This window comes from Tenacibaculum xiamenense (assembly GCF_964513065.1).
Classification (GTDB): Bacteria; Bacteroidota; Bacteroidia; order Flavobacteriales; family Flavobacteriaceae; genus Polaribacter; species Polaribacter xiamenense.
The window spans coordinates 160961-177296 of sequence record NZ_CAZEQU010000014.1; the positions used below are offsets into that span (position 1 = coordinate 160961).

At 32.6% G+C, this 16336-nt stretch carries 13 protein-coding genes; 5 read left to right on the top strand and 8 right to left on the bottom strand.

Translation table 11 applies throughout. The features are described from left to right. Window positions 1–27: 27 nt before the first annotated feature. Both yidC and ACKTTV_RS05940 read right to left on the bottom strand, forming a co-directional pair. The gene (yidC, locus tag ACKTTV_RS05935) at window positions 28–1908 is read right to left on the bottom strand and encodes a membrane protein insertase YidC (RefSeq protein WP_408029903.1); all 1881 of its coding nucleotides are present in this window, start codon (window positions 1906–1908) and stop codon (window positions 28–30) included. Window positions 1909–2095: 187 nt separating this feature from the next. Further along, window positions 2096–3709 (bottom strand): CTP synthase, encoded by a 1614-nt coding sequence (locus ACKTTV_RS05940; protein WP_408029904.1) that lies wholly within the window; start codon window positions 3707–3709, stop codon window positions 2096–2098. Between the two features lie 214 nt (window positions 3710–3923). Here ACKTTV_RS05940 and rpmH point away from each other — a divergent pair, with 214 nt between their 5' ends. The 3 genes from rpmH (at window position 3924) to ACKTTV_RS05955 (ending at window position 8551) form a co-directional block, all read left to right on the top strand. Continuing rightward, entirely contained in the window at window positions 3924–4085 is a 162-nt protein-coding gene (rpmH, locus tag ACKTTV_RS05945; RefSeq protein ID WP_408029905.1) for a 50S ribosomal protein L34, read from the top strand. A gap of 105 nt (window positions 4086–4190) precedes the next feature. Continuing rightward, a complete protein-coding gene (carB, locus tag ACKTTV_RS05950; protein WP_408029906.1) occupies window positions 4191–7043 on the top strand; it encodes a carbamoyl-phosphate synthase large subunit in 2853 nt (950 codons plus the stop codon). 359 nt (window positions 7044–7402) lie between these two features. Then, a complete protein-coding gene (locus ACKTTV_RS05955) occupies window positions 7403–8551 on the top strand; it encodes a hypothetical protein (protein WP_408029907.1) in 1149 nt (382 codons plus the stop codon). 53 nt (window positions 8552–8604) lie between these two features. Here the strand turns inward: ACKTTV_RS05955 and ACKTTV_RS05960 are convergent, their stop codons facing one another. The 6 genes from ACKTTV_RS05960 to ACKTTV_RS05985 form a co-directional block, all read right to left on the bottom strand. Then, window positions 8605–9714 carry an exonuclease domain-containing protein gene (locus ACKTTV_RS05960; protein WP_408029908.1) on the bottom strand — a complete coding sequence of 370 codons (1110 nt, stop codon included), beginning with the start codon at window positions 9712–9714 and terminating at the stop codon, window positions 8605–8607. A 43-nt stretch (window positions 9715–9757) separates the two neighbouring features. Next, a complete protein-coding gene (locus ACKTTV_RS05965) occupies window positions 9758–10417 on the bottom strand; it encodes a YggS family pyridoxal phosphate-dependent enzyme (RefSeq protein WP_408029909.1) in 660 nt (219 codons plus the stop codon). A 21-nt stretch (window positions 10418–10438) separates the two neighbouring features. Then, window positions 10439–11677: a DUF1015 domain-containing protein gene (locus ACKTTV_RS05970; RefSeq protein ID WP_408029910.1), complete on the bottom strand. Its 1239-nt coding sequence runs from the start codon at window positions 11675–11677 to the stop codon at window positions 10439–10441. 3 nt (window positions 11678–11680) lie between these two features. After that, on the bottom strand, window positions 11681–12634 hold the full coding sequence (locus ACKTTV_RS05975; protein WP_408029911.1) for an NAD(P)-dependent oxidoreductase: 954 nt from the start codon (window positions 12632–12634) through the stop codon (window positions 11681–11683). Between the two features lie 55 nt (window positions 12635–12689). Then, window positions 12690–13754, bottom strand: a complete 1065-nt coding sequence (serC, locus tag ACKTTV_RS05980) for a 3-phosphoserine/phosphohydroxythreonine transaminase (RefSeq protein WP_408029912.1) — start codon at window positions 13752–13754, stop codon at window positions 12690–12692. Between the two features lie 136 nt (window positions 13755–13890). After that, complete coding sequence (locus ACKTTV_RS05985; protein WP_408029913.1) at window positions 13891–14952, bottom strand: acyl-CoA reductase; 1062 nt, start codon at window positions 14950–14952, stop codon at window positions 13891–13893. A gap of 71 nt (window positions 14953–15023) precedes the next feature. Here ACKTTV_RS05985 and ACKTTV_RS05990 point away from each other — a divergent pair, with 71 nt between their 5' ends. Continuing rightward, window positions 15024–15374, top strand: a complete 351-nt coding sequence (locus ACKTTV_RS05990) for a 4Fe-4S dicluster domain-containing protein (RefSeq protein WP_408029914.1) — start codon at window positions 15024–15026, stop codon at window positions 15372–15374. A gap of 184 nt (window positions 15375–15558) precedes the next feature. Next, window positions 15559–16314, top strand: a complete 756-nt coding sequence (locus ACKTTV_RS05995; protein ID WP_408029915.1) for a DUF6503 family protein — start codon at window positions 15559–15561, stop codon at window positions 16312–16314. Window positions 16315–16336: the final 22 nt, after the last annotated feature.

The following is a 16336-nucleotide window of genomic DNA, read 5'->3' on the forward strand; positions in this document are numbered from 1 at the left end:
TTTATATTTTATAACGATTTAATCGTTTTATTTTTTCTTAGATTTCTGTTGAGCAGCTTGTTGTTCTTGAGCTTGCTTCATCGCTGCATCTAAGCGTTCGCGGAATTTACTCTTTTTAACAGGCTTCTTTTTGTTTTCCTCAATTTGAGCGTGAATCTTAGCTTCATCAATTACAAAGTTCTTAATAACGAACATAATTGCAATGGTAAGTAAGTTTGAAATAAAATAATATAAACTCAATCCACTTGCATAGTTATTAAAGAAGAATAACATCATAATAGGAGAGAAGTAAATCATCCACTTCATCATTTTACTCATATCAGGCATTCCTTCTTGTGGAGGAGCTTGCATATTCGCTTGTTGACTTTGGTTCATTTTCATATAGAAGAAAATAGCAACAGAAGCCAAAATAGGGAATAAACTTACATGATCACCATAGAAAGGAATTTCAAAAGGTAATTTGAAAATGATATCATACGACGATAAATCATTAGCCCATAAGAAACTCTTCTGTCTAAAATCAATATTTGTTGGGAAGAATTTGAATAAGGCAAAGAAAACAGGCATTTGTAATAAAGCCGGAATACATCCTGACATCATACTAACTCCAGCTTTTCGCTGAACAGCCATAATTTCTTGCTGGCGCTTCATAGCGTTTTCATTTCCAGGATATTTCTTGTTGATTTCCTCCATTTCTGGACGAATCACCTTCATTTTAGCACTTGACAAATATGATTTGTATAATACTGGAGATAACAAGATTCTAACAACAATAGTCATTAAAATAATGATAAGCCCGTAGTTACCAACAAAACCTTTTAAAACATTGAATACAGGATAAAATACGTAACGGTTTAAGGTTCCAAAAATTCCCCAACCTAAATCAGCAGTTTGATCTAAATCTGTTCCTTTAAATGTTTTTAATAAGTTATAATCTGTTGGTCCGTAAAACCACTCCATATTATAATTAAACTCTCCATTAGATAAAGCTAAAGGAGTTTTTAACTCATAAGATTTGGTAAAAGTATGCTCTTTCTCATCATCGGTAGCTAAATCTGTAGAAGTTAAGGTCGCATTGTTGAAAGGAGTGTCACTTGTTAAAATAGAAGAGAAGAAATGTTGCTTGTATGATACCCAGTTTACATCATTTAAAACTTCTGAGTTACCAGGACGTAAATAATCTACTTCATTATCAGCTTTATAGTAATACCAAGAGTACATGGTATTTTCAGTCTTTAAACTTTTTTCTTGTCTATAAGCATTTAATTTCCAATCTAAATTAATTTGTTGAGAAGCATTGATTACATTTCCTAATCCCTGAGATCTTACAGCGAAACCAACTCTATAATCGTTAGGTTTCATTTCATAGCGATATTCTAAGAATTTATCTTCAGCAACTTTCAACTTCATAGAAAGTACTTGCGTATCTCCATTTTTAGTCAACGTTGGTGCAAATAATAAGTCGTTGGTATTTAAAATACGATTATCTGAAGTACCAAAGTTAATATTGAACGAAGCGTTATTATCTTTAATTAAGTAAAGAGGTAACGAGTCGTGAGTTTTATAATTCTTTAAAAGAGCTTCAATAATTTGTCCCCCTTTATTGTTTACAGTAAGTTTTAGTAAATCATTTTCGATAACCGTACTACCTTCTTTTCCAGTTAAACCACTGTAAGCAAAAGCACCTAGTTTATTTTGAAAAGCAACTTGCTTTAAAGAGTCGTTTTCGAAAGTTGCATCAGCTACTTTAGATGTAATTGAAGTAGGGTTTGTAACTTGTTCTGTTTGAGTTTCTGTAGAAGTTTCAGGAGTTTCCTCTGGCTTTTGAGTATTCATCCACCACAAAAGGATTCCTCCTAATAAAAGCATTCCAATAAAGGAATTTAAATCAAATTTTTTTTGTTCCATTGATATGTTTTATAAATGTCAACCTGTCAGTTTGTGTTTTCCTTCTCGTTCGAAAAACCCGACAAAGGTAGTAAAACTGCCAACAATTTAGTCAGTTTTGTTGCGATTAATTTTCGTTTCTATAGTAGCGCAAAGGCTATTCCAAAAACGAAAAAATCCTGCAATTTTACTTACAGGATTTTGAAATTTATTTTTTCGATTGCTTTAAAGCAGCTTTAATAAAGTCTACAAAAAGTGGATGAGGGTTTAATACCGTACTCTTGTATTCTGGGTGGTATTGCACTCCAACAAACCAAGGATGTGTAGGTATTTCAACAATTTCTACGAGTCCTGTTTTAGGATTTGTACCTGTTGCCTTCATTCCCGCAGCTTCTATTTGCTCTTTATATACATTATTAAATTCATAACGATGTCTATGACGTTCGCTGATTAATTCATCTTTATAAATGTCATAAGCTTTTGAGTCCTGAGTCAATTGACAGTTCCAAGCACCTAAACGCATGGTACCACCTTTTTCAGTAACGTCTTTTTGCTCTTCCATAAGGTTGATCACTGGACTTGAAGTTTCGTTATTCATTTCAATAGAATTGGCGTCTTTCAAACCAAGAACATTACGAGCAAATTCAATTACAGCCATTTGCATACCTAAACAAATACCTAAGAAAGGAATGTTGTTTTCACGTACATATTGTACAGCAGCTATTTTACCTTCAATACCTCTATCTCCAAAACCAGGAGCAACTAAAACACCATCTAAACCTTCAAGCATTCCTGCTGCATTCTCTGGAGTTAATTCCTCTGAATGTATCCAACGTACGTTTACTTTGGTTTTATTCGCAGCGCCAGCATGAATAAATGCTTCAGTAATTGATTTGTAAGAGTCGTGTAATTCTACATACTTACCTACTAATCCAACTTCAATAGTAGAGGTAGGGTTTTTATGTTTCTCTATAAATTTGTTCCAAGCTTTTAATTTTGGTTGTTTTCTGGTTGATAAACGAAGTTTCTCTAAAACAACATAATCCAATCCTTCTTGGAACATTAAATTAGGTACATCATAAATAGTTTCAGCATCCAACGATTGTATAACGTCTTGCTGTTTTACATTACAGAATAAAGCTAATTTACGTTTGATGGTGTCATTAATTTCATATTCTGAACGACATACTAATATATTAGGACTAACTCCACTTTGCATTAGCATTTTTACAGAGTGCTGTGTAGGCTTTGTTTTTAACTCACCAGCAGCAGCTAAATAAGGAACCAAAGTTAAATGAATAACAATTGCATTCTCTTCTCCGAGTTCCCATTGTAATTGTCTTACAGCTTCAACATAAGGTAATGATTCAATGTCGCCGATAGTTCCACCGATTTCAGTAATAACGATGTCGTATTCACCTGTATTTCCTAAAATTTGAATACGATTCTTAATTTCGTCTGTGATATGAGGAATAACCTGAACAGTTTTTCCTAAAAACTCTCCTTTACGTTCTTTATTAATTACAGATTGATATATTCTACCTGTAGTTACATTGTTCGCTTGAGAAGTTGGAATATTTAAAAAACGCTCGTAGTGACCTAAATCTAAATCAGTTTCCGCACCATCGTCAGTTACATAACATTCCCCATGTTCATATGGATTTAAAGTTCCAGGGTCAATGTTAATATATGGGTCTAATTTTTGAATAGTTACCGAGTATCCTCTTTCTTGCACTAATTTAGCTAACGAAGCAGCTATAATTCCTTTTCCAAGGGATGAAGTTACGCCTCCAGTTACAAAAACGTATTTTGTGTTATTCATGGTATTGTTAGGTTTGCGCAAAAGTAAGAACTCTACCAAACACGGCAAAAAAAATGTTCAAAAAGATGAATTTTTCTCAAAGATGAATTTTTTCAAAAAAAAAGGAATTAGGATTTGCTAGACTAAAAAACTGTTGTATATTTGCCCACGCTTTTAGCAGACGGAATTTCACAAAAGCAAAATTAATTAAAGAAGATATTTAAGATATATTGTAATGAGTAAAAGAACGTATCAACCATCAAAACGTAAGAGAAGAAACAAACACGGTTTCAGAGAGAGAATGGCTTCTGCTAATGGGCGCAAAGTATTAGCTAGAAGAAGAGCGAAAGGAAGAAAGAGATTGACTGTTTCATCAGAAGCAAGACCTAAGAAATAATGATATTTATATCATTAATATAGAGGTGTTACTTTTTATTAGTAACACCTTTTTTTATACCCAAACGAATTTTATTTTTACACATAACAACACAATCAATAAGTAATGCCTAAAAGACAAGACCTTAAATCGATTTTAATTATTGGATCAGGACCTATAGTAATCGGTCAAGCATGTGAATTTGATTATTCAGGATCACAAGCATTGAGATCGTTACGTGAAGATGGAATTGAAACTATTTTGATCAATTCTAACCCAGCGACCATTATGACAGACCCGTCAATGGCCGATCATGTATATCTTTTACCATTAAATACAAAATCAATTGTTCAAATTTTAAAGGAGCACCCACAAATTGATGCTGTTTTACCAACAATGGGAGGACAAACCGCATTAAACCTTTGTATCGAAGCCGATGAAAAAGGTATTTGGGAAGACTTTGGAGTTGAGATTATTGGAGTTGACATTGATGCAATTAATATTACGGAAGACCGTGATAAGTTCCGTTTATTAATGGAGGAAATAGGAGTGCCAATGGCACCTCAAGCAACAGCTACTTCATTTTTAAAAGGAAAAGAAATTGCTCAAGAGTTTGGTTTTCCATTATGTATTAGAGCGTCATTTACCTTAGGAGGAGCTGGAGCTTCAATTGTATATGATGAAGCTGAGTTTGAAAAAGCATTATCGAGAGGTTTAGAAATATCTCCTATTCATGAGGTAATGATCGATAAAGCAATGATGGGATGGAAGGAGTTTGAGTTAGAATTATTACGTGATGATAATGATAACGTAGTAATTATCTGTTCTATCGAAAATATGGATCCAATGGGAATCCATACAGGAGATTCTATTACAGTTGCACCAGCAATGACACTTTCTGATAAGACGTATCAGAAAATGCGTGATATGGCCATCAAAATGATGCGTTCAATCGGTGAATTCGCAGGTGGATGTAACGTACAGTTCGCTGTTTCTCCAGACGAAAATGAAGATATTATTGCTATTGAGATTAACCCAAGGGTTTCACGTTCATCGGCATTAGCTTCAAAAGCTACTGGATATCCAATTGCAAAGATTGCAGCTAAGTTAGCTACTGGATATACTTTAGATGAATTAGATAATCAGATTACAAAATCTACTTCGGCTTTATTTGAGCCAACATTGGATTATGTAATTGTAAAAATTCCTCGTTGGAATTTTGATAAGTTTGAAGGTTCTGATAGAACTTTAGGACTACAAATGAAAGCAGTAGGAGAGGTAATGGGAATTGGACGTTCTTTCCAAGAAGCATTGCACAAAGCTACTCAATCTTTAGAAATCAAACGTAATGGTATTGGAGCCGACGGAAAAGGATATAAAGATTATAGTCAAATTAAAGAAAAACTAAAGTTTGCTTCTTGGGATAGAGTATTTGCTATTTATGATGCGATTCAAATAGGAATGCCTCTAAGTAAAATACACGAAATAACAAGAATCGATATGTGGTTCTTGAAGCAATATGAAGAGCTTTTCGAATTAGAAAAAGAGATTTCAACTTTTACAATTGAAACTTTAGAAAGAGATTTACTTTTAGAAGCTAAGCAAAAAGGATATGGAGATCGTCAGATAGCTCATATGTTAGGTTGTTTAGAAAGTGAAGTTTATAAAAAACGTGAGGAACTTAACGTAAATCGTGTATATAAGTTAGTAGATACTTGTGCTGCGGAATTTACAGCGAAAACTCCTTATTATTATTCAACTTTCGAAAACGAAATTGAAACTGCTGAAGGAACAAAAATGCATGCAAATGAAAGTGTTGTTTCTGATAAGAAGAAAATCATTGTATTAGGTTCTGGACCCAACAGAATTGGTCAGGGAATTGAGTTCGATTATTGTTGTGTTCATGGTGTTCTTGCAGCTGCGGAATGTGGATATGAAACGATTATGATTAACTGTAACCCTGAAACAGTTTCAACTGATTTTGATACTGCTGATAAATTATACTTCGAACCTGTTTTCTGGGAGCATATCTACGATATCATTAAGCACGAAAAACCTGAAGGTGTAATCGTTCAGTTAGGAGGACAAACAGCGCTTAAATTAGCAGAAAAGTTAGATCGTTATGGAATTCCAATTATCGGAACTAGCTTTAAAGCGTTAGATTTAGCAGAAGATAGAGGTAGTTTCTCTACCTTATTAAAAGATAATAACATTCCTTATCCAAGATTTGGTGTTGCTGAAACGGCAGATGAGGCTTTAGCTTTAGCGGATGAATTAGATTTTCCAATCTTAGTACGTCCTTCATATGTATTAGGAGGTCAAGGAATGAAGATTGTCATCAACAAAGAGGAGTTATTAGAGCACGTTGTTGATTTATTAAGAAAAATACCGAACAATAAGTTATTATTAGATCATTATTTGGAAGGTGCAATAGAAGCAGAGGCAGATGCTATATGTGATGGAGAGAATGTTTATATTATCGGTATCATGGAGCATATTGAGCCATGTGGTATTCACTCTGGAGATTCAAATGCAACCTTACCTGCGTTTAACTTAGGTGAGTTAGTATTAGAGCAAATCAGAGAATATACTAAAACAATTGCTTTAGCTCTAGATACAGTTGGATTGATCAACATTCAGTTCGCTATTAAAGATGATAAAGTATATATCATTGAAGCAAACCCAAGGGCATCTAGAACAGTTCCGTTTATTGCAAAAGCTTATAAAGAGCCTTATGTAAATTATGCAACAAAAGTGATGTTAGGGGATAAGAAGGTTACAGATTTTGATTTCAACCCTCAATTAGATGGTTTTGCAATCAAACAACCTGTATTCTCTTTCAATAAATTCCCTAACGTAAACAAAAAACTTGGACCAGAAATGAAGAGTACTGGTGAGAGTATTTTGTTTATCGAGAGTTTAAGAGATGATCAGTTTTATGATTTATACTCTCGTCGTAAGATGTATTTAAGTAAATAAGAATATATTCTATATAGTAAAAAGCTTCTCGGAATCCGAGAAGTTTTTTTTATATGTGAAATTTAAAAAGTATTCATAATTATTCTAAATTTAATAACGATCGCGCGGATTTTTGATCAATTTTTAGGATTTAACATTTTTTTTTGTAACTTCACATTATTAACAATTTATCCCCTTAATATAATGTTATACAACTTCTTATCCCCACAAGACAGCATCATATTTTATATTCGAAACATATTTCTAAAGCCAGAATATATATTTAATATATAAAGAACACTCTATACTACTTTTACCGTTTACCAAACTTTACTTTCTACTTCTTTATCCAATAATTATATAATTATAATATAGTTTAAATGAGATTTAAGATATTAATAGTGCTGTTCTTAACCTTTTCGTACAAAGCAATCTCTCAATTAGATGCAAATTCATTAATGGGGTTGCCAAGAGGAACCACGGCTGAAATTAACGCCATTTCTTCACCGAACGAAGGTTCAATTGTTTATAACACAGAAGATAAAAGGATTTATAAACACAATGGTACCACATGGGTTCCATTGAATATTGGTAGTGAAACGAAATTAGTTGCAGATTCGAACATATCAATTACAGGATCTGGAACTGATGATGATCCTTATGTAATTAGGGCAATACCAGCAACTTTAACAGAAAACTCGGATGGCACCTATACCTTTTCTAACGGTGTTGATACCGATGTAACAATTACTCCTGGAAGTGTAGGTAATACTCCTATTGTATCAGGTTCCAACGCTACAGGTGGTTGTGCAGATCAATTTGAAACAAACCAGACAAGGGATGTAGTTATTACAGGAGACTATTTCGATGGTAGTGCCACTGTAACTATACCAGGTCAAACCGTAAATTCTGTTACCGTGAACAGTGCGAATCAGATCACAGCGAATGTGACAGCAGGATCAACTACAGGTGATTTTGATGTTTCTGTAACAACTAGTGTGGGAACAGGAACATTGCCAAATGGATTTAGTATAAAAACGGCCCTTGTAACCTATACCTATAGTACAACGGATATGGTTATTTCAAATCAAATGTCCTACACAGGAGGTAATTTAAATAGATTTGCAAGTGCTGGATGGAATCAGCAAGGGTATTCACTTGTTAGAGCAATTCCTGCTGGAGCTGAAGGTCATTTAAATTTTACAGCGGGTCCTAATAATACTTATCGAATGATAGCTCTAAATAGTGACCCTACGTCAAATGCATCTTATACATCTTTAGATTATGCCATTTATTTAGCGCCAACTTGGGTTTATGTATATGAAAACGGGAGTTATAGAGGAAGATTCGTAACCTATGTTTCGGGGGATCAGTTTGAAATTAATGTCGCATGCAGTGGAACCGTTACCTATAAGAAAAACGGAACGGTATTTTATACTTCCACAATTAGTGCAAGTTCTACCATGTATTTAGATTCATCTTTTTACAATACAAATAGCACAGTTAGTAATATTTCAATTACTTATTAATTGAAGACAGAATAAAAAAAGGAAAATTTATATCACTAGTATATATATTTAGATTAAGTTGCATGGCTGTCAGATGTTTCATCTGATAGCCTTACTAATTTTTGAACTTTATTTCTAAGTAAATAGTTCTTTATAATAACCTTAGCAAGCTGTTTATTTTCAATTTCTGTAACCATCGATTTTAAAATATGAAGTTGATTTTCTTGAAATGCTAAATTTGTAAAAGCATGACCGATAACTTCGTTATTTTCAATAAGAATCACAGAGTTTTCTTCTGGTTTTCGACCTCTATCAATAATAAGAAAACTTGGATTATTAAATACTTTGGTAATATTCTTTCGTTTTCTAATAATATTATATTTAGGTCTTATTTTATCTAAGTCTAAATGATACTTTAATCGTGTAAGTAATTGGTTGCCTGTTTCTTCATAGCTAACTTCATAGGCTCTTTTTAAAACTTTTTCAGCTTTTGAAGTTTTCTTTACAAATTGCTTACTAACTTCAGACTTTATATTTTTACCTCGCCCAATAAATATAATATTACCTTCTTGATTATGCACATAAAATACTCCTTGTGTTTCAGGAAGACTTTCTAAAATTTTTACAATCCTAAGTTTTTCATGTCTGTTGTCAAAATATTTAATAGACTGAGTAATTATTTCCTTATCATTATCTTTATCTAACAATAATTTAAAAAGTTTTACGGTAGCGTAGGCATCACCATTAGCTCTATGTCTATCTGTAACAGGAATTCCAAGGTGCCTACATAGTTTTCCTAAGCTATAAGAAGGAGCATCCTTTATTAATTTTTTACTTAAAGTTACCGTACAAATAGTATTTTTTTGGTAGTCGTAACCAAGGCGTCTAAATTCTGTTTTTAGAACGCGATAGTCAAAACTAGCATTATGAGCTATTAAAATACAGTCTTGTGTAATTTCAATAATTCGTTTGGCTACTTCGTAAAATTTGGGAGCATTTTTTAGCATCGAGTTGTTTATTCCTGTAAGTTTAGCTACAAACTCTTGAATCTCTCTTTCAGGATTAACTAGGCTAATAAATTGATCTATAACTTCATGTCCGTCGTATTTGTAAATTGCGATCTCCGTAATTCCTTCTTCGTTAAATTTACCTCCGGTCGTTTCAATATCTAAAATTGCGTACAATTCTTTCTCTTTTTAGTTCTTTCTAGGCTGACTTAGGGTAAATCTAAGCATTATAATTTCTAACTCCAAATATTGAACTACCTATTCTAACCATGTTACTTCCTTTTGCAATAGCCAGCTCGTAATCACCACTCATTCCCATTGACAGTATGTTTAGATTAGTGTGCGCATTTTTTATTTTGTTATGAAATTCATGTAGTGATTCAAATTCATCTGTAATTTGCTTCACATTGTCAGTAAAAGTTGACATTCCCATGAGTCCAACAACCTTAATGTTTTTTAATGTTTTTATTTCTTCAGAGTTTAAAATAGCTTCGATCTCATTAAAAGATAAACCGAACTTACTTTCTTCTTTAGCTATTTTTGCTTGCAAAAGGCAGTTGATTACTCTTGAATGTTTTTTGGCTTGTTTATCAATTTCAATTAATGTTTTTAAACTATCAACACCGTGAATTAAGTTCACAAAATGAGCCATATACTTCACTTTATTGCGCTGAAGATGTCCAATCATGTGCCATTCAATATCTTTGGGTAATTCTTCATATTTACCGACCATTTCCTGAATTTTATTTTCCCCAAAAACTCTTTGCCCAGCGTTATATGCTTCTTGAATATCGGAAACTGGTTTTGTTTTTGAAACAGCTACCAAAGTAACCTGCTCAGGAATCGTTTTTTTTATATTGTGTAAATTGTCTTTTATCATAATTAAAAAGGATCGAAGGCACTATATTTCGTATATAGTAAGTGCACTTCGCAATTTGGGTTCTATATAAGTTGTTTTTGGAGGCATTATTAAATCAGAATCCACAATGTTTTTTATTTCATCTATAGTTGTAGGAAGCATTCCAAAGGAAACCTTGAAAAGACCTTCGTCTACTTTTGTTTTTAGCTCTAATCCTCCAGATTTATTCTGAGAATAAATAATTTTAGAACTATTTCTAATATTATCAATACCCAAAATAGGTTTCAAAACAGTTTTAAATAATATCTGAGCATCTAGTTCACTTAAAGCATTATCAAATTCGTAGGCTGATTTTCTAAGCGCTAAAGAATAAAAATTACCATCTAAATACATGCTGAAATGATGTTTTTCTTTAGGTCGATAAAGTTCTTGACCTTTGTTTTCTATCTTGAAAATAGTATCCAGTTCAATTAAAAACTCATCTGTATTTAACCCATTTAAATCTTTTATAAATCTATTAAATTCATAAATACAAAGTTGACTTTCAGGTAAGAGGTAGCTCATAAAAAAATTATAAGGCTCGTTTCCAGAATGCTCACTGTTTTGTTTTGCTAAATTCTGAGCTAACATACATGATGAAGTCGATCGATGATGCCCATCAGCAATGTACAAAGTGTTGACAGTTTCAAACGCATTGATAATCGTTTCAAGATCCGATTCTTCACTAATAACCCATAATTTATGAAGATCTTTATCAGTTGAAGTGAATTCGTATTCAGGTCTGTTTATTTTGTACTTTTCAATAATAGTTTCAATACTATTATTATCTGGATAGGTTAATAGCACAGGCTCTGCATTAAAACCTGTGTTTTTTAGGTAATCTTCAAACAACAATTCTCTTTTGTGTAAAGTACTTTCATGCTTTTTGATTACGTTGTTGTGGTAATCATCAACAGAAGTCGCAGCAATAATTCCGCAGTAGGAATGAGAAGGTGTTGTTTTTTCGTAAATATAAAACCCAGGCACTTCATCTTCCTTTAAATAACCATCTTCTTTGAACTCTAAATATCTATTATGCACAAGTTTAAAACGTTGCTCTCCGGTAATCTCTTTTTTATGATACTTATACCCAGGATTAATAACATGCAAAAAGGTATAAGGATTAAAGGCAAGTTTCGAATTCAACTGATCTATAGTATAGGCTTCATAAGATTTGGAAGATACTAAAGCAACTTTATCACGAGTTGCTCTTACCGCCTTGAAAGGTTTTACAATAGCCATAAATTACTCTGCTAATAATTCTGTTATTTGTTTTGCCAATTCTTCATCTACACGTTGCTTTGATTCGATAGTTAAAGAACCAATATTTGGTGTAAACGAAATCTCAGGATTCATTAAAAGTTGAATTTCAGGAGTTGGTTGATTTTCGAAAACATCTAAGGCAGCATATTTTACAGTTTTATTTTCAATAGCGCTTACAAGAGCAACTTCATCTATAAGACCTCCTTGTGAAGCATTTATAATTCCAATACCAGGTTTCATGTGCTCGAATTCTTTTGTACTGATGATATAACCATCTTGTAAAGGAGCATGAATTGATATAAAATCTGATTTCTGTAGAACTTCTTTGAACGGTTCTGTTTCAACAGTAAAGTCAACTGTTTGTCCGTTAAAGAAAGTCAATGTGATTACTTTTTCTTCAGAATAATCTCCTGTAAAAACTACTTTCATACCAACGCCTAAAGCAATCTTGGCAACTTCATCAGCGGTTTCATTATTGCCAATAATACCAATGGTTTTACCTTTTAATTCAATTCCATTCGCAAATTGCTTACGCAAGCCGTTAAATCTGGTTTCACCTTCCAAAGGCATTTCACGATTCGACTGGTGTAAAAAACGAGCCATTCCAAAAATATGAGCAAAAATTAACTCAGCAACAGCCCCAGAAATAGCTTCAGGTGTATTGATTACATGTAGCCCATTTTCTCTTGCAAAATCCGCATCAATATTATCTAAGTCTACTCCAGCTTTACCAATTAATTTCAAGCTCGGGCAATCTTCAATAAGTTCTTGTCTTACTTGCGTATTATTGGCTACTAGAAGAGCATCAATACCGTTTTCATTAATAAAACTTTCCAGTTGGTTTTGCGCGACTTTTGTAGTAATAACCTCAAAACCTCCATTCTCTAAAGCAGCAATTCCACTTTGAGAAATTCCATCATTCGCTAATATTTTCATTTTGTTTAGTTCTTGTTCTTTGTTTGAACCTTAAGGTTCATAAATACGTTATTTTTTAAGCTTGTCTTTCAAGTTCCTGCATTACATCCACAAGTGCTTGAACACTGTATAATGGAAGAGCATTATACATACTTGCTCTATAGCCACCAACACTTCTATGCCCATGCAATCCATTGATATTGGCTTCCTGCCATAAAGTGTCAAATTTCTTAGCAAGTGAATCGTTTTCAAGAGTAAATGTGGCGTTCATATGACTTCGATCTTCTTTACTAACTACACCTTTAAACAAAGGGTTTCTATCAATTTCTGAGTAAAGTAGAGTGGATTTTTTTTCGTTTACTTTTTCAATAAATGAAATTCCACCTAAATCTTTTAACCATTGTAATGTTAGCATTGAAACATATACAGCGAAAACAGAAGGTGTATTAAACATACTGTCTTTTTCAATATGAATTTGATAATTTAACATAGAAGGAATACTTCTTTCGACTTTTCCTAAAATATCCTTTTTAACCACTACAAGAGTAGCTCCAGCAGGTCCCATATTTTTTTGAGCCCCAGCATAAATCAAATCAAATTTTGAAAAGTCAAGCTGCCTCGAAAAAATATCTGAACTCATATCACAGATTAGTGGAGCCGAAGTTTCTGGAAAACTTTTCATTTGGGTTCCATAAATCGTGTTATTACTGGTACAATGAAAATAATCTACATCATTAGGAATATCAAAATTCTTGGGAATATAGTTGAAATTTTTATCCTTGGAAGAAGCAACTTCGATAAGCTCTCCAAATAAACTTGCTTCTTTTATTGCTTTACTACTCCATGTTCCAGTGTTTAAGTAGGCCGCTTTTTTGTTTAATAAGTTATAAGCAGTCATTAAAAATTGTGTACTAGCACCACCATGTAAGAATAGAGCTTCGTACCCTTTATTTTCTAGACCAAGTAATTCCAAAGCCAAAGCCCTGGCTTTTTCTATAACATCAACAAATGGTTTACTTCTGTGGGAAATTTCAATAAGTGAAAGGTTATCATCATTAAAATTAATTACTGCTTCAGAAGCTCTTTGTAATACTTCTTCTGGTAATATACATGGACCAGCACTAAAGTTGTGTTTTTTCATCTGTTTAAACTTATAGATATTTACATTGTTTATAATGCATTATTGTTATAGCTTTTTAAAGTATCGATACGTAAATCGTGATTAATAAATCTTACTTAATTAGTTAACAAATATCTGAATAATTACAATGATAACCTTAAAGCTTGGCTAAAAATTCTAAGGTATTTACGCCATCTGCATAATCCCAAAGTTTAGGATGTTGTGTTTGACCAAAAGCAATTTCGTTTTCAATAAAATTATTGGCTACAATGCATTGAATTTGCTCTTTGTCGTCATGCAACTTATTTTTTAAATTATCTTCGTTATCATAGTATTCATAGAATACAGAGGCAATAGGAGAGGCATAGCTCGCATCTTCTTTAATCATTAGGAATCCATTTTCTAAAATGTCAAATTCACTCATTAAATACACCGCTTTATTATAGTCGTAATTATTAGCATATTTAACGTTATTAATAATTTCATGTTGCTTGTACATTCCTTTGAAGAAGTGATCAAAGTCATATCCCTTTGGAACAAAAATTTTCGATACGGAACGACAGCCTAAACCAAAATACCTAAATACATCTTCTCCTAAGTTGTTAAAGTCGTTTTCGGATTCATTACCAGTTATAACCGCAACAGAGTTTCTGTTTTTTCTAATAATATTCGGTTTCCCCTTAAAATAATATTCAAAATATCGAGCAGTATTATTACTTCCAGTGGCAATTACAGCGTCAAATCCAGAAAGTTTTTCTTCAGTAAAAATTATTTTGCCTTTTAGTTCAGGAAGGACAAATTCTAAATATTTAGCTAAAAAAGGTAATAGATGTTTGTCATTTGACGACTGTTTAACTAAAACCGAATGTCCTGAAATTAAAACAGATAAAAAATCATGGAAACCAACTAAAGGAATATTTCCAGCCATTATAATAGCTACATTTTTCTCCTCATTTGAACCTATGTTTTCATTTTGAATCCACTTTTCTAAGTTTTCGGTGTTCAGAGACTTGGCCCATCCTTCAATGGCAAAGAGTAAATTGTCATTAGTGAACCAAGTATTAGCTTCTCCGGCTAATTTAAGTTGATGCTTAAATCCGTCAAAAAATAAATCATTATGGGGAATGTTTTCGTGTTTTTTTATTTCTTTTGAAGAGAATTGATTTAAAAAATTACCAAGTTTGTTAAAAGCCTCTAATCTACTTTTTATGCTATCCATTTATATTGGTTCTAAATTAAATTGGAACTATTTTTGTCGTGCAAAGTTACAAAAACTGAGAGAGATATATTATGGCAATAATAATAACAGACGAATGTATAAATTGCGGTGCTTGTGAACCTGAGTGCCCAAATACTGCGATATATGAAGGTGCTGATGATTGGCGTTATGCAGATGGAACAGATTTAGAAGGAAATATTGTATTACCAAATGGAAACAGCGCTAATGCTGAAGAAGAACAGGAACCTATTTCTGATGAAATTTACTATATCGTAGCAGATAAATGTACAGAATGTAAAGGTTTTCACGAAGAGCCTCAGTGTGCGGCGGTATGTCCTGTAGATTGTTGTGTTCCTGATGAAGATAATGTAGAAACAGAAGAGGAGTTGTTAGCGAAACAGAAGTTTATGCACAACGACTAACTTCAACTTCAAATATTCAATGAGAACATCGAAAAACCTGAATTATTAAATTCAGGTTTTTTCTTTTTTATGGATGTAATTTCTAAGCGTAATTTCGACTTATCCATAATGACTTTATCAATCATTTAAAATAAGTAAATTAAGGAGCAACTAAAGCTCTTGACTAAATCAAATTTTTATACGCATGAGAAAATTAGGATTATTATTGTTGTTAACAATTGTTTTTATTGGATGTAAGACTACTTCGAAAAAAGAGAAAGAGGAAGTTTCGGTAGAAAAAAAATATCCAGATGCTATAGCAAATGTTTTAAAAAAACATGGCGGGATGGAGAAATGGAATTCAATGAAGAGTTTATCATTCTCGTTGAAAGGCGAAAAGCATATTACCGATTTACAGTCGAGAAAAGCCGTGGTAAAATCGGAAAAATACTCTTTAGGTTTTGACGGTAAAGATGTGTGGATACAAAAGAAAGATACTGCAGCTTTTAAAGGAAATCCAGAATTTTATTACAATTTGTATTTTTACTTTTACGCAATGCCATTTGTTTTAGCTGATGAAGGAATTACTTATTCTGAAACAACTCCTTTGGAGTTTGAAGGAAATTCTTACCCTGGTATTAAAATTTCTTATGGAGCAAATGTAGGTACTTCTCCTGATGATAATTATTTTATATATTACAATCCAGATACGTATAAAATGGAATGGTTAGGTTATACTGTTACTTACTTTTCTAAAAAACCAACAACTAAGGTTAACATCATAAAATATGATGATTGGGAAAATGTTAACGGTTTGTTATTACCGAAATCGTTAATTTGGTACACGAAAGATGAAGATGGAAAACCATTAGAGCCAAGAGGTGAGGCTACAGTGTTCTCTTCTGTTGAAATAAATGAAACATCTTTGCCTGACAATATTTTTGAAAAATCGAACTATTAATACTAAAAATCAACCCAAATGA

Excerpts from the sequence above, each read along its gene's own strand:
- yidC (WP_408029903.1), bottom strand. The coding sequence starts at position 1,908 with ATGGAACAAAAAAAATTTGATTTAAATTCCTTTATTGGAATGCTTTTA.
- ACKTTV_RS05940 (WP_408029904.1), bottom strand. The coding sequence starts at position 3,709 with ATGAATAACACAAAATACGTTTTTGTAACTGGAGGCGTAACTTCATCC.
- rpmH (WP_408029905.1), top strand. The coding sequence starts at position 3,924 with ATGAGTAAAAGAACGTATCAACCATCAAAACGTAAGAGAAGAAACAAA.
- carB (WP_408029906.1), top strand. The coding sequence starts at position 4,191 with ATGCCTAAAAGACAAGACCTTAAATCGATTTTAATTATTGGATCAGGA.
- ACKTTV_RS05955 (WP_408029907.1), top strand. The coding sequence starts at position 7,403 with ATGAGATTTAAGATATTAATAGTGCTGTTCTTAACCTTTTCGTACAAA.
- ACKTTV_RS05965 (WP_408029909.1), bottom strand. The coding sequence starts at position 10,417 with ATGATAAAAGACAATTTACACAATATAAAAAAAACGATTCCTGAGCAG.
- ACKTTV_RS05970 (WP_408029910.1), bottom strand. The coding sequence starts at position 11,677 with ATGGCTATTGTAAAACCTTTCAAGGCGGTAAGAGCAACTCGTGATAAA.
- ACKTTV_RS05975 (WP_408029911.1), bottom strand. The coding sequence starts at position 12,634 with ATGAAAATATTAGCGAATGATGGAATTTCTCAAAGTGGAATTGCTGCT.
- serC (WP_408029912.1), bottom strand. The coding sequence starts at position 13,754 with ATGAAAAAACACAACTTTAGTGCTGGTCCATGTATATTACCAGAAGAA.
- ACKTTV_RS05985 (WP_408029913.1), bottom strand. The coding sequence starts at position 14,952 with ATGGATAGCATAAAAAGTAGATTAGAGGCTTTTAACAAACTTGGTAAT.
- ACKTTV_RS05990 (WP_408029914.1), top strand. The coding sequence starts at position 15,024 with ATGGCAATAATAATAACAGACGAATGTATAAATTGCGGTGCTTGTGAA.
- ACKTTV_RS05995 (WP_408029915.1), top strand. The coding sequence starts at position 15,559 with ATGAGAAAATTAGGATTATTATTGTTGTTAACAATTGTTTTTATTGGA.